Annotated in this window: 17 protein-coding genes; 5 read left to right on the plus strand and 12 right to left on the minus strand. The window is 64.3% G+C overall.

All coding sequences use genetic code 11. The annotated features are described in order from the left end of the window. Nucleotides 1–218 precede the first annotated feature (218 nt). Entirely contained in the window at nt 219–371 is a 153-nt protein-coding gene (locus tag BLS81_RS20715; protein ID WP_176787068.1) for a hypothetical protein, read from the plus strand. Between the two features lie 496 nt (nt 372–867). Here the strand turns inward: BLS81_RS20715 and BLS81_RS07705 are convergent, their stop codons facing one another. Then, nucleotides 868–2001 carry a Fic family protein gene (locus BLS81_RS07705; RefSeq protein ID WP_093222774.1) on the minus strand — a complete coding sequence of 378 codons (1134 nt, stop codon included), beginning with the start codon at nt 1999–2001 and terminating at the stop codon, nt 868–870. 264 nt (nt 2002–2265) lie between these two features. Here BLS81_RS07705 and BLS81_RS20720 point away from each other — a divergent pair, with 264 nt between their 5' ends. Both BLS81_RS20720 and BLS81_RS07710 read left to right on the plus strand, forming a co-directional pair. After that, nucleotides 2266–2430 carry a hypothetical protein gene (locus tag BLS81_RS20720; RefSeq protein WP_176787069.1) on the plus strand — a complete coding sequence of 55 codons (165 nt, stop codon included), beginning with the start codon at nt 2266–2268 and terminating at the stop codon, nt 2428–2430. A 109-nt stretch (nt 2431–2539) separates the two neighbouring features. Next, nucleotides 2540–3355, plus strand: coding sequence for a protein NO VEIN domain-containing protein (locus BLS81_RS07710; RefSeq protein WP_093222775.1), 816 nt, complete (start codon nt 2540–2542; stop codon nt 3353–3355). A 51-nt stretch (nt 3356–3406) separates the two neighbouring features. On the opposite strand, the gene BLS81_RS07715 is transcribed toward BLS81_RS07710, so the two are convergent. Genes BLS81_RS07715 through BLS81_RS07745 form a run of 7 tightly spaced genes read right to left on the minus strand, consistent with a single transcriptional unit; the run spans nt 3407 to nt 11332 of the window. Continuing rightward, a complete protein-coding gene (locus BLS81_RS07715; RefSeq protein ID WP_093222777.1) occupies nt 3407–3946 on the minus strand; it encodes a ubiquitination-like system serine protease family protein in 540 nt (179 codons plus the stop codon). Beyond that, nucleotides 3943–5289, minus strand: a complete 1347-nt coding sequence (locus BLS81_RS07720) for a HesA/MoeB/ThiF family protein (RefSeq protein WP_093222778.1) — start codon at nt 5287–5289, stop codon at nt 3943–3945. Before BLS81_RS07720 ends, BLS81_RS07715 begins: the two co-directional genes overlap by 4 nt. After that, nucleotides 5286–5669, minus strand: coding sequence for an E2/UBC family protein (locus BLS81_RS07725; RefSeq protein ID WP_093222780.1), 384 nt, complete (start codon nt 5667–5669; stop codon nt 5286–5288). Before BLS81_RS07725 ends, BLS81_RS07720 begins: the two co-directional genes overlap by 4 nt. After that, entirely contained in the window at nt 5669–6445 is a 777-nt protein-coding gene (locus tag BLS81_RS07730; protein WP_256326122.1) for a multiubiquitin domain-containing protein, read from the minus strand. Before BLS81_RS07730 ends, BLS81_RS07725 begins: the two co-directional genes overlap by 1 nt. Nucleotides 6446–6495: 50 nt before the next feature. After that, nucleotides 6496–9933, minus strand: a complete 3438-nt coding sequence (locus BLS81_RS07735; RefSeq protein WP_093222781.1) for an ATP-dependent helicase — start codon at nt 9931–9933, stop codon at nt 6496–6498. A 3-nt stretch (nt 9934–9936) separates the two neighbouring features. After that, a complete protein-coding gene (locus BLS81_RS07740) occupies nt 9937–10533 on the minus strand; it encodes a hypothetical protein (RefSeq protein ID WP_093222783.1) in 597 nt (198 codons plus the stop codon). Further along, nucleotides 10526–11332 carry a hypothetical protein gene (locus BLS81_RS07745; protein WP_093222784.1) on the minus strand — a complete coding sequence of 269 codons (807 nt, stop codon included), beginning with the start codon at nt 11330–11332 and terminating at the stop codon, nt 10526–10528. The genes BLS81_RS07740 and BLS81_RS07745 overlap by 8 nt, the downstream gene beginning before the upstream one ends. 182 nt (nt 11333–11514) lie before the next feature. Between BLS81_RS07745 and BLS81_RS07750 the strand changes: the two genes are divergently transcribed. Further along, nucleotides 11515–12729 (plus strand): hypothetical protein, encoded by a 1215-nt coding sequence (locus BLS81_RS07750; RefSeq protein WP_143023318.1) that lies wholly within the window; start codon nt 11515–11517, stop codon nt 12727–12729. A 553-nt stretch (nt 12730–13282) separates the two neighbouring features. Here BLS81_RS07750 and BLS81_RS07755 read toward each other — a convergent pair. From BLS81_RS07755 to BLS81_RS07770, 4 genes are all read right to left on the minus strand, one after another. Beyond that, nucleotides 13283–15835, minus strand: coding sequence for a TonB-dependent receptor (locus tag BLS81_RS07755; protein ID WP_256326123.1), 2553 nt, complete (start codon nt 15833–15835; stop codon nt 13283–13285). Nucleotides 15836–15842: 7 nt separating this feature from the next. Further along, nucleotides 15843–17507, minus strand: coding sequence for a phosphatase PAP2 family protein (locus tag BLS81_RS07760; protein ID WP_093222789.1), 1665 nt, complete (start codon nt 17505–17507; stop codon nt 15843–15845). A 391-nt stretch (nt 17508–17898) separates the two neighbouring features. After that, complete coding sequence (locus tag BLS81_RS07765) at nt 17899–20496, minus strand: TonB-dependent receptor (RefSeq protein WP_093222790.1); 2598 nt, start codon at nt 20494–20496, stop codon at nt 17899–17901. Between the two features lie 127 nt (nt 20497–20623). Further along, complete coding sequence (locus BLS81_RS07770) at nt 20624–21622, minus strand: YncE family protein (protein WP_093222791.1); 999 nt, start codon at nt 21620–21622, stop codon at nt 20624–20626. A 229-nt stretch (nt 21623–21851) separates the two neighbouring features. On the opposite strand from BLS81_RS07770, the gene BLS81_RS07775 reads away from it, so the two are divergent. Next, nucleotides 21852–22142 (plus strand): PepSY domain-containing protein, encoded by a 291-nt coding sequence (locus tag BLS81_RS07775; protein ID WP_256326124.1) that lies wholly within the window; start codon nt 21852–21854, stop codon nt 22140–22142. Nucleotides 22143–22148 lie beyond the last annotated feature (6 nt).

Raw genomic sequence — 22148 nt, forward strand, 5'->3', positions numbered from 1 at the left:
GTTGTGCCTGCTTCAATCTGTGCGTTAGACTGGCGGAAAACTGCGATTTCCTGTGGCAGCTAATAGCCCGACGGGCGCCTGATAGCCAGTCATCAAATGCTCATTTTGCGTTCTGGCTACCAGATAGCCATCATCGACCAGCAAACTGCGGACCTTTGGCGGGGCCGATGTCGATGGTACGAAATGGCCGAAACAGGCAAACTGTCGCAGCTTTCGCGATGCTGTTTTGGCTCGATATCGACGATGCGCCGTTCGCTCGGAAAGGCTCAATGGTGGTAATCCCGAAGTCTGAAGATCAAACGGATTGCGCGGGAAATCTGGCTCTGCGCGATTCAGGATTTGGCTCAATTGGCGACAAAAAAGCACCCTAGCAAAACAGCCGCTCCCGCGTCGGCAAACCGATAACGCTGATAGGCATCGCCAGCGGAAAAAAGCGCAAGCCGAGCCCCCGGCTTCATCTGATTCAAGCGTTGATTTCGATCGATTCAAGCACCGATCCTATGCGCTCAGAAGGGCCGTTTCCGGGCGGGGCGAGCAACGTCGAAACTGGCCTCAAAGGCGCCATTTTGCTGATAGTCCATCGCAGGAATTTGGCCCTCGTTTTTCTCCAGTCGCGATCAATGATTGTCCCTCAGTATCGTCGAAATTTCGCTCGAAATCGAAGTGGATTGTCGCCGTGGCTGCGTCGCTCACGGCCGCATCGAACCGTCGTGAGCAGCTGATCAAAAGCACGTGGCAGAGGATAAGCGGTGTGGGCATTCGCCACCCTTATTGCCGTTCCTTCCGACCCGTGCGCCGGTCACTAAGTTGCCATATCGGACAGGAGACGAGAGCCGTCATCTACTGAGAATCGCGTTGAGAGCGGCGTTAGCCGTCCACGCTGTCGTCGCCTTTTCTGTTGGCGATCGTCAGGTGGTAGCGTGCGTATCGCCGTTCTCCCACCCGCTCCAACGCGCCAAGCATGACGAGCTCCGCCAGATCGCGCGTCGCCGTCGCCGAAGTGGCATCGGTGATGGTGCGATAATTACCGGCGCTGAGTCCCCCGACAAAGCCGTCCGCCCCTTCGGCCATCATGCGGATCAGTGCCTTTTCCTGTCGCGCATTGATCCTGCCGCGCAGGCGATCGAGCAACCTGGTCTTCTCGATCACGAACCGGATGTCCTCGATGGTCCGCGCCTGCGCCTCCAGCACGATGTTGGCGAACCAACTTACCCAGGCATCGATCTGATTGGTCTGGCTGGCTTGATGCAGTTGAGCATAATAGGCTTTTCTGTGCCGGTTGATAGTCGTCGCCAGCGCCGTCAGCGTCGGAGCCTCAACGCTTTGCGCCAGCGCTTTTTCCGCAATGGCCCTACCGAGCCGGCCATTGCCATCTTCAAAGGGATGGATTGTCTCGAACCAGAGATGCGCGATCGCCGTCCGAGTCATCGCCGGCATCGGCGCGCTTCCCCGGGGGGCGCTCTCGTTAAACCACGTCATGAACCGCGCCATCTCTTCCGGAATCCGATCTGACGGCGGCGCTTCGAAATGCACGCGCGGCGCGTGCAGCGCGCCGGACACGATCTGCATGGGATCGGCATGGGTGCGCCAAGCGCCGATGTCCGCCAGATCGCGCCGCCCGTTCATTAGCATTCTATGCCAGTCGAACAGAAGCTGATCGGTCAGCGGCTCCGCATAGCGCCGATAAAGATCTACCATCAGTTCCGCAGCGCCGGCCTCGGCTGGACTGGACCGACGCTTGTCCGTTACAAAACCAAGCTGCCGAGCGATGGAGGACTGCACGCTGTCGCGGTCCAGGATCTCGCCCTCGATGGCCGAACTGTCGACCATCTCCTGAGAGATCAGGTCAACCACAATCCCTTGACGGGCCGCCCCGTCGAGGTGATGCATCGACCCGACGACAATGCCCGCGCCCTTGAGAAAGCGCGCCTCGGCGTCGTGCAGGGCGGCCTCGTTGAACGTGAATTTGCGCCAGTCGGGGAGCTGCCAGTTCCAACGCATGATTTATAAGGCCCTTTCTATAAATCAACTTTAGGCCGATATTTGTTTTATAGGAAGGCGCCTTATCGATGAGCCGGGTTATGGACGGACGGGCTGCTCTTGAAGTCATTCTGGGTGGATAGCTGCCTGTCCGCTTTCGAGCGGCCCACCGAGAAAACCGGCCGCTCATTCAGGCGTCAGGGGGAAGGGGCTCGAGAGCCTGTGCCGGGTGGGACCGGAACAGCTGCTATCGAGCGGCGGACGGCCAGATCCTGCCGCTCATTCATGGAGCATTCGGTCTTGGGGGCTGGCTATCTCGAGTACCGTCGCCCCGTAATCGTGGGCTGGAAGGTGACCCGGAAGTGGCTGTTTTCCGAGACGCTCGAGCAGATGAGGCTGCTGCGTGACATCGCGGCGGCTGCCTCGGAAGAACGCGCCGCCGCCGCGTAGGCCGCTGGGATCAGGCTTGCATGCGCTATATGCAGCTTGAGGAGCGCTGGGGCCTGGTCTGTCGGGAGCGACTTGGTATCGTGCCCGCGGTTTGGTTTCGGGATGGCCTATGGCGCGTGGGGAAGACTGGTCGGATACCGAGCTGGACGCCATCGTCGCCGACTATTTCGCGATGCTGCGGGATGAGATTGGCGGCATCTCCTTTTCGAAGACCGCACATCGCCGGGCTCTGGCCGAACGCGTCGATCGTTCGGAAGGCTCGATCGAGTTTAAGCACTGCAACATCACGGCGGTGCTGGAAGAGCTCGGTGTCGCCGGCATCAGGGGATATCGTGCACGCGCCAACTACCAGGACGCGATCCTGGAGGCGATCGAGCGGCATCTGGACCGCGACGGCGGGCGTGATCTGGCCATGGTGCCGACGGCTTCGGCATCGACGATCCGCATAGTCGACGTTCCCGGCATCGAGCTGAGGAATGAGCCTCCGGTGCCGACGGTGGAGCGGATGGTTCGCCGGTTCGACCCCGTCGAACGGGACATGCGCAACCGCGAATTGGGGCTTGCCGGCGAGCACGCCGTGTTGAATTTTGAACGGAAGCGCCTGGACTTGGCTGGCAGACCGGACCTTGCGGCGCGCGTGCGTCACGTCTCAGTCGAGATCGGCGATGGTCTCGGCTACGACATCGCCTCCTTCTCGGAACAGGGCGATGATCTGGCCATCGAGGTGAAGACGACGCGCGGAGTGGCGCGGACGCCGTTCTTCATGTCCCGCAACGAGCTGGAGGTCGCCGAGTGGATGGGGGGCGGGTATCGGCTCTACCGATTGCACGAGTTCGGCCCGAAGCCCGCCCTGTTCACGATGACGCCGCCATTGGCCGAAAGCCTGCGGTTCACCACCGAGACGTGGCGCGCAGACTTCAGGTGATGGGTTCCGAGACTTGATACCGAACGCCTTCGCCGGCTGCCGGCATACCCATCACTCGTCGTCTTCTCCATCGGCTCTGACGAAATACCATGTCCCGTCCTGCTTCCAGCTTCGGGCGCGCCCTTTTCCGACCAGGCGGTTTGCAGCGCGATTCGCGTCCCAGACAATCTCGTCGATCGCGTCCGCGATGGCTTCTGCTGTAAGCGGGATCGTCGCGTCCATCCCCGCGAGAACCCGCTTCTCGACGTCGGGGTCGTAGCGCGGTTCGACATTCCCCGAAGTGAAGCGGTCACACCAGATCAGCACGCCGCGCCAGACGACGAAGTGACTCTCGCAGCCGCCGTCCCGCCACACCGAAGGATAGAGCGTGACGCCTTCTCCGCGAGTGTCGAGACGCCACGCTTTGTCGGCGCGGGGATCGAGATTGACGACCAGCGTCTCGCCACAGCCATCGGGGCAGGTCATGACGACCGAGCGGATGCGGCCGCGCACGACCAGCGCCGCGTCCCCGGGCCCGTTCAGCAGGGCTTCCGCTTCATCCCGGTACTCGGCCTGGCCCACGAGCCGCAACGACCTGGCGGGCGCCGTCACGCTGCCTCTCCGTCATTCGGCGCGTGCCGAACCGGCATTGGCCACGACAGGCCCTTCGCATGTGCGCCTGCGCTCGAGCAGACGATGCACTCCGGGTGAATGGCAGCAGCCAACTCGCTCACCCGGCCGCGAATGCCGTCGTAGCTCAGATGCCGCGGACGGGTCGGAACCGGGGTGACGGCTCCGAGCAGCATGGTGATGGCCAGCGACGTCACCGTGGAGTTGATCGAGATGACTGCTGGCTGGGGCTCGTGAACCCCCTGAACATACGGGTCGGCGGCCCGCTGTTCCGGTGTCCGCAGTTCGCGCAGAATGGCCTTCCCGTCCAGCGCGCCGGTGCAGGTGAGGCAGGGCAGTTCCGGCGCGATCATCTGGACGCGACCGGTGATGTGCGTGATGACATCGTCCTTGACGGTAATGCTGACGCCCATGTCGATCACCGGGACGAGAAATTGGTGGGCCGCCTGGTTCACGACCGCCCGGCTGGCATGCGAATCCGTGCAGAGCAGGATGAAGTCGAAAGTCGGAAGGAGATTGGCTACGTCGCCATCGACGATGTCCGCCTGAAGCCCGGTGACGAGCGCATCGGGATTGATGTTGCGGATCATGGCCGCGGCGACCTCGACCTTGGCGAAACCGACGGTTGCCGGCGTCGATCCCACCACACGATTGAGGTTGGTGGTCTCGATATGGTCGGGATCGATGACGGTGATGTCGGTCGCCCCGAGGTGCGCGAGCTGCTGGCAGACGAGGGATCCCGTGCCACCGGCACCGACCACGCAGTAGCGGAGGCTCTTGAGGAGACGCTGCCCCGGTTCGCCGAAGGCGCGCACCTGCCGATCATGGCGCTCCTGAGCCTCACCGTCCGGGCGTGGCGATAGAAGCGTCAGGTGCTTGTCAACCTCCCATACGCCGATCTCGTCGCCGGAACCCAGGCGCCGCGCCCGGCAGCCGTTGGGGCTGATCACGAGAGCGGCGTGCGGAACCGGCGCGCCACGCCTTCCGAGATAGGGAGCGAGCTGAGCTTCCCCGTTGTCGTCCGTCGTCGAGAACGCCGGCCAGTTCGAGCAATCGGGATGGGTATGGATGAGGATCGCCGCCATGCCGGTGACGCGGCTGCGGTTGGCGACGTCCAGCAGGTACTGCGCCTTCAGGACGGCGGAGATGCGATCGCGCCGCTCGTATGCGTGTTCGGGCACAGCCGCCGCGTCCGCCACGATCCACGCATCGGCGTGGGCCACGTAATGGGCATAGGCGATCGCGCAGCTCTCGACGCCTCCGGCGTCGAGAAGCGTCGCCGACAGCTGGCGGTAGACCGGCGATGGGAATCTGATGCCGCTCATCGCACTTCCTTCAGACGGTTGATCACCACGTTCATCCACGTGGTGAGAGTGTCGCGGTTGGGGTCCCACGGTGCAGTCAGATGCCACGAGAACCAGAGCATGGGGTCGGCGACGCCGAGGATCGGGTTGATTCCTGTGTTCTGCGGCTGACCGCCGTTCGCCAGCCTCAGGTCGGCATCGGCCCAGAAGCAGTCGAGATGCGCGTAGGGATACCCGGACGGGATGATGAAGCGGATGGTGGTCCAGCGCTTCGACCACCCATCCGGCAGGCGGACGTTCGGCACGGTGACGAGCATGGTGCCGCTCACCGCCGGCCGAACGTCAGCGCCGCCGAACCGCTCGCGCAGCTTGTCCAGCTGCATGCTGACGGGGCCGGACATCAGCCGAAGTTCGCCTTCGGCACCGACGAGAAGCGGCGGACGCCGTGCTTCGGGTCGAGGCTGACGGTTTCGTCGTCGCCGATGGTGCGGTCGGGCTCGTCACCGTGCCCTTCCAGCGCCAGATCGTGGGTCGGGTCCCAGCCGGGCACCATCGCCTTGATCTCGGCTCCGGTCAGCTTCTTCTTGTCGGTCTCGTAGCGCTTGCCGTTCACGAAGAAGAAGTAGGTGACCTTGACCGTCGCGGTGATGAACTTCTCGACGCCGGGCGCGGTGAGATCGACCTCGCTGCCCGCCTCGATCAGCTTGTCGGTTCCTCCGCGGACCTCGAGGAACACCGCCTTGTCGGGGCCGATGCCCGCGAGGGTGCGGAGGACCGCTTCGGGGATGCTCGGCTTGCCCCAGACGATGCGGCTGTCGTCGAGCATGATGCGGTAGAGCGGGTCGGTGCTGAAGGCGACGAAGTGGTGGGCGACGCGATCGCGCAGATCGATGTCCTCGTCGGCACGGACATCCTCGAAATCGCCCTCGGGGGTGATCACGAAGAGCGAGTGGCCATCGATGTCCTTGATCCCCGCAGCCTTCAGGATCTGACGGCCGAGCGGGACGGGGTCATCGAGAACGATGGGGCGGTAGTCCATGCTGTCGAGGGCGAACGACACGCGGTAGCGCCCGGGGCGCAGCGGGCGGTCCTCCTGAGCGGCGAGCTCGACGTCGTCGATGTCGGGGTGGTCGGTGATGGACATGGCTTGGTGTTCCTCTTGCGACCGCGGCGGCATTGCGTCGGTCTCAAAGGGTCAATCTCGCCAGCACCGGACGACCGGTAATTTCAGTCGAAGATTTTTTTCAGGCCGCCTTCCGCGATCGGGCCGCAGGTGAAGAAGGCGGGACAGAAGGGGCACGTCCGGTCGGAACGCTCCGGTTCGAAGCGTCCGTCGCTGATCGCGGTGAACGCCTCGACCAGCTTCTCCGATCGCTTGCCCAGATCCTTCTGGTCGAAGGTCACCGGCACGATGGGATCGTCGTCGCCGAGGTGGACGATTTCGACGGCGCAGCCAGGCAGTGCGTCGGCCGCAGCCATCTGAAAGGCGGCATCCGCAAGATCCTTTCCGGTCGTGGAGGAGCGATGGCCTGTCCTGATCATCCGCGTGACGTGGCGTCCGCCGGCCGTGGTGACGACGTCGTCTGCGATCGCCGTCACGGTGTTGTTTCCGATGCGTGTGCGCATCGGGCTTGGATCGAGCCGACTGGAACCGTCGCGGATCTCCACGAACTTCTGGACGAGCAGGTCGGCGATTTCGCGATGAAGCCGGTATTCGTCGCCTGCAAGCGGCCCTTCCGACCACAGCCGATCCAAGACCGTGGCGGCGTCGGTGGATGACGCCGGAGTGGGCTGCCTGCTCGAGATCTCGTCGATCACGGAGCGTACGACGTCGTGCATGCTGGTCATCATGGTCGGTGTGCGCCTGCCGCCGACGCCCAGGACGTGGGTGTACAGGAACCGGCGACGGCAGCGGGAATAGAGGTGTAGCTGGGCCGTCGTGATCTTGATGGGCGGGCCGAGCCGGATCGGTAGCGGTTCTTCCTCCGGGTCGCCGATGCGATCGGCGTGCGGTGTCGCCGCGCGCGTGCTCGTCACGCCCAGGCGGGCGATGAAGGGCGAGGGATCGCGACGCCTCGTGGCTCCGGTTGCCGACGGTGCCGTTCGGCTCGCCGAATATAGCAGGAGACGGTCGCGCGCGCGCGAGGCGGCCACATAGAAGAGGCACTCCTGCTCCAGGTCGTGGTCCATCGCGGCCAGGGCCATGGTGCTGCGTTCCCCCTGGTCATCTCCCTCGATCAGCCCGTCCGGCACCGGGCAGGTCGGCTTGCGCGTAGCGGATGAGGTGGGAAGGCTGTTCTTGTTGAGGCCCATGACGTGCACGACCGGGAACTCCAGCCCCTTGCTGCCATGGATCGTCATCAGCCTGACGGCATCGATACCTTGAGCCGCCTGTGGCAGCTGCCTGAGGTCGCGTTCGTCGGCGAGCTGGACGAGGCGGCGCACGCCGTCGAGCATCCGTTGCAGCGGCAGGCCCGGCCCTGTGCGCTGGGCGCGGAGGAATCCCATGAACTGCCAGATCGCGACGCCCATGGCCCGGCTGGCGATGCTGTCGGTCGTTGCGAGAAGGGCGGCGGTGGGTGTGCGGTCGAGAAGAAGTCGAGCCAGTATCCGCCACGGTCTCCCCGTGACCTCGAAGCCCGCGAGCATGTTGACCATGCGCTGAAGCGCGGTGGCATCTTCCTGACGCAGCTTGGGCAGCGAATTTTTCGCGTTGGTCCAGGCGAGTGGTTCGGCGTCGGTAGCCCGCAAGTGCTCGACGACAGTCGCGGCGCCGGCGAGGCTGAGCCCGGTCTCCAGCCCCGCGAGAGACGGCTTTCGGACGAGGCCCATGGCCCGGCGGTCGACGAGCAGCGAGAGGATGGACAGCAGATCCTTGATCTCGGGACGTTCGAACAGGTTCCCGAGGTACAGGACCGGAATGCCGCGTCGTTCCAGTTCACGCCCGATGCGGGTCAAACGGTCGTTGCCCGAGCATAGCACCGCGTGGTCGCGGTATTCGGTGTCCACCGACCGACGTTCGATCTCGTCGGCCAGCGCGTCGGCCTCGTCGTCGTTGTCTCCGAACGTCACGTGTTCCGGTGCATTCCCGGTGGCAGGGCGATCAGCCGTTAGCGCCGCGTCGCTCGTTCCGGCCTTCATCTCCCGACCAAAGGCGGAGAAGGCGCCGACGATCTCGGGCGTCGATCTGTAGTTCAGGCGGAGCCTTCCACCCTTCGCTCCGGGGAAGTCGGCGGTGGCGAACCTCGACATGTTGTAGGACGACGCGCCGCGGAACCGGTAGATCGCCTGACGCGCATCCCCGACCGCCCAGAGGTTGATCCCGCCGTCGGTGAGCAGCTGGAGCAATCTCACGCTGCTTCGGTTCACATCCTGATACTCGTCGACGAGGATGTGGGTGTAGGTGTTGCGAAGGATCGACGCGGCTTCCGGATCGGAATCGAGGAGCGTGACCGGCAGCGACACCAGGTCGCCGAAGTCGACGGCTCCGGCGGCGTGCTTCAGCTCCTCGTAGCGGCTGTAGACGAGGCCGACCTCGGCGCAGCGCTCCGCGGCAATGCGCTCGGCCGGATCCGAAGCCAGATCGAGCATCGCCTGGGCGAGCGTGGCGAAGCGTTCCGGGCCGGCCACCTCGTCCTTCGCGCGGGACATCGCGCCGAGCATCTCCTTCAGCGGCTTCGCCGGATCCATGATCTCGCGATAATGCTTGAGATCGAGGGCGAGATATTCCCGCTCCATGATCGCGGTCGCCTCGCTCCGATCCATCATCCGGGGCTCGGAGGCGAAGCCCAGCTGCCGATGGTAGCGCCGCACGATGTCCAGCCCGAAGGCATGGAAGGTTCCGATCCACATCGCCGACGCCGCCTCGGGCCGCATTCCCGCGATGCGCTCGGATAGTTCTCCAGCGGCCTTATTGGAGAACGTCAGGACGAGTATGTTCCGTGGGTCGACGCCCTCGTCCACGAGCCCGGCGACGCGTCCGACGAGCGTCTGGGTCTTGCCTGTGCCCGGACCCGCCTCCAGCAGATATGGCACGCCGCGATGCCGTGCTGCCTCGGCCTGCTCGGCATTCAGGGGCTTCGGGGGCTTCTCCACCGCATCTTCGGCCTGCGGCTCAATCTCGGGAAGCAGCAGCGCGTCTAGCAGTTGCATCGCGACGACGTCGAAGGGTGCGTCCAGCCGTTCTGCAATCTCGGTCGCGGTCATCCCGTCGAGATGGAGGGCTTTGGCTCGCTTGCGAGGTAGGATGAGCTCGCGACCGAAAAGATCCATCTGGATCTCGCGGCGCTGTCGCCGACTGTAATCCACGACGCGGTCCTCTCCGACCGGTGCCGCTTCGGAGGACCGGGTCGGATCGACGTCATGGGCGACATGCTCGATACGATCGTCGCCGAGCGTTGCGTGGCCGAGTTCATGCCCTACCAGGAAGACCTTATAGAAATCCGTGCCGGCGTCTTCGTGCCGGATCGTCCTGTTCTTGGGATCGAACTGCGCGCGGCCACCCGCCAGCAGCCTACTGCCCGGCTCGATCGGCTCGATGTCGAGCCCGATAGCCGAAGCGGCGGCGCTGACGATCGCCTGTGGAGACCAGGGATCCGCACCATCTGCAACTGCGCTCGCATGGAGGGCGGCAGCCCGATGTCTGGCGAGTTCGACGGCGTCCAATGGTCAGGCCCGATCTTCCAGAAGCCGCTGCCGCTTCTCCTCGGGCACCTTGCACTGAACGAGAAGCTCCTCGAACGATATCTTGCCGTCCGCGACGTGGGGCGCTTCGTCGGACTTGTAGCTCAGTCCGGTGGCAAGCCGGTTTGATCCCGCCATGAACGCGCGGATATCGTCGGCGGTCGCCCGGATGCCCTGCGCGATGGTTTCGACGATCCACGCTGGAACGGACGCGATGTCGACGAGCCTCGTACTGAAGGCATGGATGACGCCGCTCGGCACGCCGAGCGTCCGACGCAGGGCGACGAGTTCGTCCGCAGTGGCCGACGCGAATGGATCGGCGACGGTATTACCTGCAGGGGCATCGGCAGGGACAGTCGCCTGAAAAGCCGTCCACGATTCCTCGACCCAGGCTTCGTCGACCGGAGCGCTGGCGCCGTCGCTCGCTCGCTGAAGACGCAGGTCGAGCGACAGGTCGATCAGGTCGTCGGCGAGGTGCGGGTACGACTGAAGATACCGCTCGAGCGTCGAACGGTCGTGCGCCGGCTCTACGGCGAATGCGAGGAGGATATCCTCGTCGTCATGTGGCAGATGATCAGTCATGGTCTGATCCGATCTCGAGCGCCTTGCGAATCGAGGCGAACGCGGCGTCGCGACGGTTGCGGACGGTCTTCTCGGACGAGACCCCAATCGCCTTGCGGATCGATAGGACGCCCTCGTCCGAGGAGTCGATCGGTATTTCCTGGAGTATCATCTCAATCACCCGGCGTTGCTTGTCTGGTAGGGCTTGTATCGCGGCAACGACGCGGGACCGGTAAATCGGGTCCTCCGACAGCAGCTCCTGCTTCAGGTCCAGGCTGCCGCCGGCCTTCTCGACGGCGAGCGACGGTTCGTTGGTCTCGTCGTCGGCCTCGATGCGTTCGCTCCGGGCTGCCTGTCGTGTCGCCCTCTTCATGGCCGTCTTGCGCAGGGCGGCGATGGCGTCGGCGAACATGACCTCGAAATAGTCGAGCGCGGATCCCGGCTCGCTGCGATCGACGCTCAGCCTCTCGTTGAACAGGTCTCGGACGCGATCGCGAGCATCCGCCGCATGGACGTTCTCCACCATGCCGGATCGTTCGCCTTCGACCCGCGGAAGAACGGCACCGATGCGTCGCATCAATTCCCGATAGAGCTCGGCGAAGTAGGACTGGTCGTTGTCGTTGCGGGCGGCCCGGATCAGATGGACGACGCACTCGGACTGAACATAGAGGTCTGAGCGCGCATCTCGTATCTTCAGGGCGGCGATCACCTCCGAGCGCGGTAGTTCGACGAGCCTTTCGAGCGACTTCTCGACGTCTGCGCGGCGGGAATATGTCGTTCCATCCGGCTTCTGCTTCGTCAGCGGCGGTACTGTCCGCATTCCCAAAGTCGACCCCTCGCACAACTTCTAATTTGGGCTATCGTAACGCCCGTCAGATTCCCCGTCGATAGAAAGCGGGTCGGTTTCGCCGACTATAAGTGTCCCCGTTCCGCGCATTTTACGATGGTGCGCTCCATCCACCAAGCGGGTAGTCCCGGACCGCAGTCGGAGGGAGATCGCCATTGATCGTCAGGGAGTACGTCAGTTGTGCAGAGTGCGGCACCGCGCATGTTTTACGGATCGGATTGGGCGGTGAACCCGTGCAGGCGCACCAGTTCGCGTGTGTCAGTTGTGGTCAGGAGATGGGGGTTCGCCTCGAGCTTGGGGTCGGCTGGTCCTATGGGCCGAACACCGAGAAATCCGAGGAGGACAACGACGCGCCGATCGTGAACCTCCACCCGTCGTTCGTATTCTCGAAATCGGAGATCGGCAGCGCGGGTGCGTTTCCCAGCCTGGATTTCGGGAAGCGGGTGATCGACGGGATACTGGCGGCTCGGACGCGTGCCGGCCTGCCGGCGACGCTTGAATTCCTGTCGGACGAGCAGCCTCAACGGGCGCGCATCACGGAGGAGTGGGATCAGCTGAGGGCGGCTTGGTCGCTGCACCGGAACGGGAAGGATGAGCTTGCGGGGAGGCGGCTGGAGAAGTTCATCCCGGGCGCGGGATATTCCGATCCCCCCGATACGCTGGCCGACTGGGTGTTCCAGTTCGCGGCAAGCCTGATCCAGCCGCGGTTCGAGGAGCATTTCGAAGGCCTGTTCCAGCAGTTGATGATCGCGAAGGACAAGCCGGACTTCGACCGCTTCGTTCGTCATTTCGGTGACACGATGAGCGCCGCCCACGCGCGGCGCGCCTTCGAGGTCTGTAAGGCCTATCTTGGCGCCTTCTCCGAGTTCTCGCAGGTCCACCATCTGGTGGCGTCGGGCGTCGAAGTCGGCGATGATCATATGGCTGCATCGACTAATTTCGACGCGACGCGGATGTTCTACGGAAATGCCTTCGAGGCGTTCGGCGACAACGTCGAATTCCTCACCTGCCTCAACAACCTGATTGAGGATCGGCCATTCGACCAGCTGCGCAACATCTCGCTGGCCGACTATCAGCGGACCGACAAGGCCGGACGCTGCAGGGCGATTTCCGAGAATGCCGCAATGGCTGCGGTCTGCGTGGAGTTCGACAACCAAGTGCGCAATGCCTCCCACCACGGTGGGATGGTGTTCGACAGGGCGACCGGTATCATTGAGTACCGGTCGGGCAAAGGTGGGCATGGCGACGTGCAGTCCATGGGATATGCGTCATACCTTGCCCGGTGCTCTATCTTGTTCGCCCAGATCCTCCTTGTCATGCGGCTCGAGATCTTGCTCGCGAACGAATTCAAGGTCCGGCTTCCGCTCTGACCGAAGTCCGGGGCCGTTCGGCTAGTCGTCGTACATGAGCTTGGTGTTCCCGTCGCAGGCGCTACAACCACGGATGCCCGACTGTGGATCGGCGCCGAAGCGGCACCCCGGCTCGCCCTCAGGTAAGTGCCTGCTTATGCTCGAATTGTTAGGTTCAGCCGGGGTCCCGATTGGCGCCGATCGGGGCCCCGTATCCGCAAATCCGCTTATCTCGAGTAGCTTACGATCATAGCGCCGGGGTTCGCTTCGGCGCCTCTTCACGGTTCGAGCCGTCTAACAGCGCCTGAACCAACGACCGGTCTCGGGGAACGCTCAAGTCGCTGTGAACGTCGGCTTCTGGGTCATCGCTGCAGCGGCCGTGGTCGACAAACAAACGTCGTTTCCTATTCGATAGCGGGCGTGCCGCCTTTCTCTGAAACCGGCCATTCGCGAAACGGACAGCCCGCGGGCGGCGAACGCCCCGCATTCGGTCATTCTCGATACTGACAGAAGTTCCTAGAAGCGGCCTATATTCTTGCCAGAGAGCGCCGGGGAGTTGAACCGGCCTTGCATTTTAGAACTTCACTCGCACGTCGACCAAGAACGACCGCGGCGGCAGATAATTAAATTGGTCGAGTTGGCCGTATCCGCTCTGGTAGCTTGTACCGATGATGACCGTTTGGGGGGCGCCCGACCCGCTATTAGAGATCGCGGTCACAGCGCGGCTGTTGAACACGTTCGATACCGTCACCCCGATCTGGAAGCTCTTGTCGATATCCTGGCTGATCGCGAACTCTCCGATGCTGTACGGCTTGATACGATAAAGCCGGTAGCCGGGGCTGCCGCTGTACTCGGTCCCGTATTGCGTGCCGGTATATTTGTGGTTGTACGAGATGCGGAAGCCGCCGCTGCGGTAGATGAAACCGGCCGCGGCGGTCGAGAACGGGGCTTTGGCGATCTGCTGGCCGGTCGTGCCGCTCTTGGCCTGGTTGTACGATCCGTTCGCGAACAGCGTCAGGCCGTGGATCGGCATGACGTTGATCTGGCCTTCCACGCCCTTGTATTTCACCTGGCCGATGTTGACGAGGAGCGAGGTGTCGCAGCCGACCGTGGTGCAGGTGCCGATCTTGTTGTCGACGTTGATGATATAGCCGTCCGCGTCGAGCGAGATGTTGTGGCCGTGCCAGACCGTGCCGATCTGGTAGTTGGTCGAGGTCTGCGGCTTGAGCGCATCGAGCGCGGTCGAGAGCGAGCCCGAGGTCGAATAGAAGCTCGACAGATCGGGCACGTACATGCCCTGCGCGTACTGACCGTAGAACGACCAGTTCGAGGTCGGCTGCCAGTTGATCGTCGCGAACGGCAGCGTCTTGGTCCAGGTCGCGCTCGTGTCGAGCGGCGCGCGCGCCTTCTGGTTGAGCACCGCGTTCACGCCGCGGGTGAAGTGGACGTACTTCACGCCCGGCGTGATCGACAGGCCCTCGAACGGGTGAAACTCGAACTCGCCGAAGATCTGATACTGGTGCCAGTTCGAATGCTGGAGATACTGGACATTGCCGAGCGAAGTGGGCGGCAGGGCGCTTTGCTTGGCTGAACCGTCGCCGTTGTTGAAGGCTTCGTTGTAGCTTGGCGTGCCGGTGGTCCGGTCGAGATCGAGGATGTGGCGATCGGTGACGGCATATTCATACCAGCCGCCGACCCGGATCTTGCCCATCGAGAAATCGTAGTTGAGCTGGCCGATATAGCCGAACGTGCGGTATTTGTTCAGCTTGTTGTAGCCGAGCACGTCGGTGGCGGGGCCGGGCTGCTGCACGAACGGCGAGGCGGGCGTGCCCGCGCCGGTATAGCCGCTGACGACGCCGTTCGACGGGAAGCTGAACACCGGCGTGCCGACGTTCGTCGCGGCGTTGACGTTGGTCGCCTTGACGGTCGTCTTGCCGTTCCCCGAATAGGTGTTGTTGGTGTACCCGTACACATAGGCACGGTTGTCCATCGAGAAGCCGCCGCCGAAATCGCTCTGGAGGCGGATGTACGAGAAGTCGGTTGTCTTGTCGGTGCGGTTATACCCGTAATAGCTCGCGCGCGTGGGATCGTTGGTCAGCCCGAAATTCCGGCCGTAGGTGCCGACTTCCGAGGTCGGCGCGCAATTCTCGCCGGTCAGCTGGGTCAGCGGCTTACCGTCCGGGCCGAGCGCCGCGTTGCCGAAGCCGGCAATGCCCGAGGTCGCGCTGCCGCAGGTCGCGCCTTTCGCCACGTCCGACTGGTAATAGAAATTGCGGTTCCAGGTGCTCATCAGCGTCAGCGTGTTCGATCCCACCGGGATCACCGCCTTGCCGTAGAGGTTCTTGGAATTGACCGGCGAATAGGTGAGCGCGCCGTCCGATTGCAGATACTGGCCGGTCAGCACGATGCGCGTGCCGCCGAGCTTGTCGATCTTGCCGCTCTGGAATTCGGCGCGGCCAAGGAAGCTGCTGAAATTGCCGACGATGCCCTCGATCTGGCCGCCCATCTCGTCGCGCACCGCGCGCGAATACATGTTGAGGTTGCCGCCATAGGTCGCCTGGCCGAGCTGGCTGGCGTTGCCGGGGCCGCGATCGACCACGACGGTCTCGATCGTGTTCGACGGGAAGAAGGCGGTCGAGTGGTGGGTCGGGTTGTTGGTGTCGGCGAAGGGGATCGAATCGTAGGTAACGTTATATTCGCCGTCCTGGAAGCCGCGGATCACCGCCTTGGTCTCGCCGAACCCGATGCCGTTGCCCGTCCCGGTGATCGACACGCCGGGGGTGAGCAGGATCAGCGTGTTGAAGTCCGCGGTCGGGACGATATTGTCGATCTGCTCGCGGCTGACCGCCGATTGCGGCTGGGTGGTGGTGAGCGATGCGGTGTACGGGGCGCTCTCCGCCGTCTTCGATCCCGTGACGATGATGTCCGACGAGGTCAGCGAGTTCTTGTCGTTCGCCTGGCCGGCGCTGTTGGCGCTGGTCGTCTGGCCGTCGGCGGACGCGGCGGCTGGCGCGGATGCTGGCGCATCGGCGGCGCGCGCGGCCGTGGTGCAGACGACAGCCGTCAGGCTGGTGGCGACGAGCAGCGCGGCGCGCAGAGTGAAGTTCATGATAATACCCCAGGTCATTCGATGATTAGCGGTTCGCCGATGTCGCGAGTTCTTCGCGGGCGGCTTCGTAGAGGCCGGACAGGCGCGGATCGTTCGCGAGCTTCCACGCCGCGAGGGTGCCGACGACGTGGCTCGCCTCTGTATCGCTCGCGAAATGCGCGCCGCAGATCTCGCGGCTGACGGCATAGTCGCGGGCGCGATCGAGGATGGCGGGCGCGCGATCCGGCAGCAGCTGCGCCAGCGTCCAGCCGACCGAATAGCCGAGGCCCGAATGGCCGCTCGGATATCCGCGCATGGGCTTGGCGCCGGGTTCGTTCTCGCAATTGTGGATCGTCGTATCCACGCCCCACGGACGGGTACGGTTGAAGAAGTCCTTGCTCGATCCGATCGCGAGATCGGTCTCGGACTGGACCAGCGTGAGCAAAGCCCAGGTATTGGGCAGCGCCCTCAGATCGCGCCTCGCCGCCGTGTCGAAGATCGACGGGTCTTCGCGGTCGCTGTCGGCCTTGGCCTGCGCGATGCGCGCGGCGTCGGCACCGTTGATGAGCGCGTGGATGCGCGCGAGTTCGAGCGCCTCGGCGGCCGAACCCTTTGGCGGCGGTGCCGGCAGCGTGCGGGTCGGTACGAAATCGGCCTGGTTCAGATATTGGAGCGCCTTGTCGCCCTTCTTCGCGGGCGCGAGCACCAGCACGGTGAAGCTGCCCGAAACCGGCTGGCCGCGCTTCGAGCCCTTGGCGACCGGCTCGAGCGTCGCTGCGGGCAAGTAGATGCGGCCGTCGCGCGGATCGAGCGCGCCGGTCTTGGCCCCGCGCTGCGTCGGGATGATGCCGGCCACCGCGATATGGTGAGGGTCGACGATCGACAGCGCAACCAGCGTGCCGCTGCCGCCGCACGGGATGAAGGCGAGGCCGCGCGTCTCGTCGACGAGCACCGCGTCGGGATCGGCGCCTATCGCCAGCGTGGCAAGCGTCTTGCCGCTTTTCGCGTCGATCACCAGCGCGACGTGGTTGGCGCAGGCCGAGATCAGCCGCGCGCCGTTCGCGACCAGCGCGAGGCCGGTCGGCCCGTCGCAACCGGGCAGCGCGATCGTGCCGGTACGGCGTTTGCTCTTGAGGTCGATCCGCGCGATCGCGTTGGCGTCCTCGATGTTGACGAACGCGCCGCCCTCGCCGTCCGTCACGCCGAATTCGAGCGAACCGCCGACCGTGATCTTGCCGGCGAGCGTGCGCGTCCTGGGGTCGATGAGCGCAACCGTGCCGTCGCCGGCGTTCATCACCGCGATCAGGCCGGTCGCCGGATCGACGAACGCCGCATCGGGCTTCGCGCCGGTGGCGACTTCGGCGAGCACCGCGCCGTTCTTGACCGACACGAAGCGCGCGAGACCCGTCTCGCCATCCGTTTCGAACACCATCTCGCCGCTGTCCAATGCCAGCACCGAATGCGCTCGCCGAGCGGGCGCGAGTGAATCGACGACCTTGTGGGTTGCAAGATCCACGCGTTCGATCGCATCGCCGCGCGCGATGTACAAGGCGTTGCCAGCGGGGTCGATCGAAGCGAAATCCCATGCGCCGTCACGTCCGGGGATACGATCGACAATACGGTAATGGACGTCGGTTGCAGTCGGCGCGGCCTGGGCGCAAACGCCACCGCACGCGGCCGCAAGCGCGGCTGCGATGAATGCGACTCTCATGTTCTTAAACCCCTTACCGATCTCGGCTGACGAGGCGGCTATGCAAAGGATGTTACGCTTCGAAGGCGGATTCACGACATTCCCGATATTGGGAAAATGTAATGTGTGCGGGGTCGGTATAGACGTCTCCGAACGAGGTCTTCCACTGCTTGTACCGAGCGGATTCGACACCGCTTTCTTAGAAATTGTCCCCGACCGACAGGACGAATTGATTGCCCATCGCGCTGGTGCTGCGCACCGTCGCGGCCCAGTCGCCGACAACGAGGAAGCCGCCGGCCATCTGGACAGCCGCTGCCCTCGCGAACAGGGCGATCGCAACGGCGGCGGCGATGCCGCTGACGACGGCGCGGCGGGTGATCTATTTGGCGTCGGTCATCGCGGTGCTCCCGTTTCAGAACTTAAACTTGATGCCGCCTTCGAAGGTCTTGTCGTAGAATTCGCGCTGGATCGGGCGGGTCTTGTCCGCCTCGTAGATGCGATAGCGCTCGTTGGTCAGGTTCTTGACGTTGAAATAGAGCCTGATGCCCTTGCGCACTTCGAGAGACGAGGTGAAGTCGAGCGTGGTGCGGGCGTCCTGGTAGACGTCGGTCGCCGGGCTGTCGCCGATACCGAACAGGTTCGCGCCGACATATTGCGCGGACAGGCGTAGCTGTAGGCCGCGGGCCTCGTAATAGGCCGCCGCGTTCCAAGTCCATTTCGATGTGGCGGGCAGAAGCTGCCTGCGACCGCCGCCGTGGAGGATGATCTCGCTATCGACATAGGTTGCGTTGACGCCGATCCCGAAGCCGTCGAACGGCTTGGGCAGGAAGGTGAAGTGCTGATCGTACGCCGCCTCGACGCCGCGCGCGTGGGACGAGCCGACATTCTCGTACGTGACGAACAGCACGTTGGGGCCGGCTTCGGGGATGCGTGCGTCGCTGCCCGAATGCTGCCGTGCGACGATGTAATTGTCGAATTCCTTGTCGAAGGCGCCAACCGACAGGATGCCGCCGTGCGGCAGATATTGCTCGATCGACAGATCGAAATTGTTACCGGTGGTCGGCTTCAGTTCCGGGTTGCCCTGAGTGATGATGAAATTGTCGCGGTCGACCGAAACTGCGGAGGCGATCTGGCTGAAGCCCGGGCGGCCGATGCCCGTCGAATAGGTCGCGCGCGCGACGAGGCTCGGCGTCACGTCGTAGCGAAGCTGCACCGTCGGGAAAACATTCGTATAGCTACGCCTGCGCACGGTCAGCGCCGGCGACGGCGATATGTCGTCGCCCGTGACCGGATCGGTCTGCGTGGTGAACGTGTAACTGGTGTAGGTCGCCCGCGTATGCTCGACTCGCGCGCCGGTGACGGCGCCAAACTTGCCGAGCGAGACGGTATACATCGCATAGCCGGCGTAGATATCCTCCTCGGCCTTGAAATAGCCGGTGAGATCGGCGGCGAGCCCGGCGGTCGTCGCGGACCCGGCAAGGGCGCGGATGGCGCTGGCGTTGACCTGCGGGCCATTGCTGTAATGGCCGTCGTAATAATCGGTGATAGCGGGATCGAGGCCTGGCAGCCCGCGCGACGGCAGCGTGTACGCTTGCGTGTAGGGCGTGTCGGTCTTGGTGCGCCGGCGCACCTCGCCGCCGATCTGGAGGCGGTCGCCGCTGCCGATCCAGTGCGTGTCGAGCGCGGCGTTGACCGCGCCGGACCATTCCTCGTCCACCGCAGCCTCGCGCGCGTTGGTGAGCTTGGTCAGCTTGTAGAGCGTCGGATCGTTGACGTTAAGCCCGTTGGTGACGCCGAGGGTCGGAAAATCGGCGTTGGTGATGTTGTCGATCGCGAACGGCACGTTCTTGGGGCCGGTATAGGTCGTCCCGAAATTGCGCCCGACACTGAACGTCGCACGCGAATAGGCGCCGTGATAATCGAGCGCGAGCGCGCCGAAGCGGTTACGCCCGCCGACCACGAAGACCTGATTGCGGTGCGTCTCCTCCTCGTCGGTGCCCTTGATCGTGATCGCAGTCTTGGTCGCATAGCCTGCCGGATTGGCGGGATCGACGCTCAGCGCGCTGTCCAGCTTGTCGTAGGTTAGCCGGTTCTTGAGCACCGATTCGACATATCCGGCGACAGAGGCGCGGACGTAATATTGCGTGTCCGCATCGGGCGTGAAGGCGAACTCGCCGCCATAGCCGAACCGACGCCGGTGATAGTCGTACCGGCGCAACTGGATATCGGAGAGCGCCTTGTTCACCTGGAGCGGCGAGAAGGCCGAGCCGGAGGCGGCGCTCAGCGTCGGATCGTCGACGTAATCCGCCTCGATATCGTCGAAGCCGCGCTTGTCGCTGCGGAACGAGCCGGTGAGCACGACCGAGAAGGACTTGTTGCCGGCACCGAAGCGCGTGCCGACCGCGAGATCGAGGTTGAGCGGGCCCGGGTGATCGTGCGCCGGTTCGTAGCCGTAGCCTATCGCGCCGTCGACGAAGGGGTGGGTGATCGCGGCGGCGGACCGCGGCGTCAGCTCGATCGTGCCGCCGAGCCCCTCGGCATCGTGATTGGGCATGCCGGTCTTGGTGACGATGAAGCCGTCGATCGCACCGGTCGGGATCGTGTCGAACTCGACCGCGCGCCCGCTGCCGAACACGGTGCCCGACGGATTGGTGTTGAGCAGCACGACGCCGCCGTAGGTCGCGCCGTTGAGGTTGCCGTCGATGCCGCGGATGACGACGAAGCGACCTTCGCCGGTGTCGCTCGACAGCGAGACGCCGGGCACGCGGCTCAACGCCTCGGCCGAGTTGAAGTCGGGATATTTGGCGATAGCTTCCGCCGACTGCACGTTGATGAGGTTGGGAGCGTCGCGCTGAGTCTCACGCGCCTTCTCTTCCTGGCGCGGGGCGGTGACGACGACGTCCTTGCGAAGATCGTCGTCCCCGATGGGAGGAGCGGTGTCGGCATGAGCGCCGGTCGATAGCGTCAGGACAAGCATCGTCGAGGCGAGCAGCAGCGCGCGATGTCTCACGTGTATTCCCCCTTGGAACGCCGCTCCCGGACGGCTGATCCCGGGTGGATGGTCGTGATTTGTGACGGCTGGGGGACTCTTGCCGGCGATGCCGGCAAGGTTGGGGTAATTTAATCTTGGCGCTTTCTCACGCCGGCTTAACGACCAGAACGTGGAAAGTGCCGGGAACCGCGATCGGCCGCGCCCCCGATGTCGCGGGCGCGGCGAACCGCGCGGTCGGCAGATAGATAGCGCCGGTGGCGGGATCGAGCGCGCCGGTGCGCGCACCGACTTCGGTCGTGACCCGGCCAACCCGCACCACGCCGCCGGGCGCGTCGAGCGAGAGGATGTCGAGCACGCCGTCCTTGCCGCAGGGCACGAACGCCAGCCGCCGCGCCGCGTCGAGGATCACCGCGTCGGCACCCTTTCCGATATCGACCATGCGAACGAACCTGCGTGCCTTCGCATCGACGATCACCGCCTTGCCGTTGGCGCAGGCGCTGATCAGGCGACCGCTCTTCTCATCATAGGCGAGGCCGGTCGGGCCTTCGCACCCCGGCATCGCTATCGGCCGGCCAAGCTTGCCGCTCGCCACGTCGACCATTTCGAGCTCGTTCGCATCCTCGTTGTTGATGAACAGCGCGCCGCCGACGAGCGCGGCATATTCCAGCGCGGGCTTGACCGTGAACGTTGCGGTGACCCGCATCGCGGTGGTGTCGATCACCGAGACCGTGCCGCCGTCGGCATTCATCACGAAGGCGCGAGCGTGGGCGGGGTCGAAGATCGCGGCATCGGCTTTCTTGCCGACCGCAACGCTCGCGATCTGCTTGCCCGTGGTCGTGTCGAGGAAGCGCACGGTGGCGTCGTTGCCGCTCGTCACCAGCAAGCGGTTACCCGGCAGCGGCACGACGGCGTGAGCGCGTGCGATGTCGCCCCAGGAGGTGACGCCGCCGCCCGCGAGATCGATTACCGTTACCGATCCGCCGCGGGCCACGAACAGCCGATGTGTATCGGGACCGACCCGTGCATAGTCCCACGCGCCATCTGGACCGGCGATCTTGCCGACCACGGCATAGCTTGGTGGCGTCGCGGGCGCGGCGAGCACGTGGGCTGCGGCGGCAAACAGGGCGATCAGAGGCAGGCGCATCGGGGGACTCCTCGCATGGGATGCGCGCCTTGTGCGCCGCCGGTCTCGACCGCGCCAGCGCTGGCTGGGACATTGGCAAAATACAATCGCGCCTCGCCGCTGACCGCCGGCCACGCTGCCTGCGTTAACGAACATTGGGAAAAACGATGTGCCATGCCACGGCACGCCAACCTACAGCGCGCCATGACAGGCCTGCGGTCGAATCGGCCGTGTGTTTGAGGACCGGATCATGAAACCTGCTACGCTTTTCGTTATGATTGCCATGCTCGGCGCGGCTGCCGCACCAGCCGACGCCGCAAAGACGTCGCAGAAGCCGAAGATCACGATGGCGGCCGCCCGTGCGATCGCGCTGAGGCGGGCGCCGGGCGATGTGAAGGCCGCCGAATACGAATTTGAGAATGGCGGCTGGCGGTATTCTTTCGACATCGGACAAGGTGGACGTATTCACGAGATCGGCGTCGATGCCGCGTCGGGCAAGGTCGTGGAAGACGCGTACGAGAACCCGAGCGCGAAAGACTGAGCCTAT

Source organism: Sphingomonas sp. NFR15 (assembly GCF_900103265.1).
GTDB lineage: Bacteria > Pseudomonadota > Alphaproteobacteria > Sphingomonadales > Sphingomonadaceae > Sphingomonas > Sphingomonas pollutisoli.

Coding starts and splice junctions, on each gene's coding strand:
- BLS81_RS20720 (WP_176787069.1), top strand. CDS start 2,266: ATGGAGCATTCGGTCTTGGGGGCTGGCTATCTCGAGTACCGTCGCCCC.
- BLS81_RS07720 (WP_093222778.1), bottom strand. CDS start 5,289: ATGAGCGGCATCAGATTCCCATCGCCGGTCTACCGCCAGCTGTCGGCG.
- BLS81_RS07770 (WP_093222791.1), bottom strand. CDS start 21,622: ATGCGCCTGCCTCTGATCGCCCTGTTTGCCGCCGCAGCCCACGTGCTC.
- BLS81_RS07775 (WP_256326124.1), top strand. CDS start 21,852: ATGAAACCTGCTACGCTTTTCGTTATGATTGCCATGCTCGGCGCGGCT.
- BLS81_RS07740 (WP_093222783.1), bottom strand. CDS start 10,533: ATGACTGATCATCTGCCACATGACGACGAGGATATCCTCCTCGCATTC.
- BLS81_RS07755 (WP_256326123.1), bottom strand. CDS start 15,835: ATGACCTGGGGTATTATCATGAACTTCACTCTGCGCGCCGCGCTGCTC.
- BLS81_RS07730 (WP_256326122.1), bottom strand. CDS start 6,445: ATGCCGCCGCGGTCGCAAGAGGAACACCAAGCCATGTCCATCACCGAC.
- BLS81_RS07705 (WP_093222774.1), bottom strand. CDS start 2,001: ATGCGTTGGAACTGGCAGCTCCCCGACTGGCGCAAATTCACGTTCAAC.
- BLS81_RS07760 (WP_093222789.1), bottom strand. CDS start 17,507: ATGAGAGTCGCATTCATCGCAGCCGCGCTTGCGGCCGCGTGCGGTGGC.
- BLS81_RS20715 (WP_176787068.1), top strand. CDS start 219: ATGCTGTTTTGGCTCGATATCGACGATGCGCCGTTCGCTCGGAAAGGC.
- BLS81_RS07725 (WP_093222780.1), bottom strand. CDS start 5,669: ATGTCCGGCCCCGTCAGCATGCAGCTGGACAAGCTGCGCGAGCGGTTC.
- BLS81_RS07710 (WP_093222775.1), top strand. CDS start 2,540: ATGGCGCGTGGGGAAGACTGGTCGGATACCGAGCTGGACGCCATCGTC.
- BLS81_RS07745 (WP_093222784.1), bottom strand. CDS start 11,332: ATGCGGACAGTACCGCCGCTGACGAAGCAGAAGCCGGATGGAACGACA.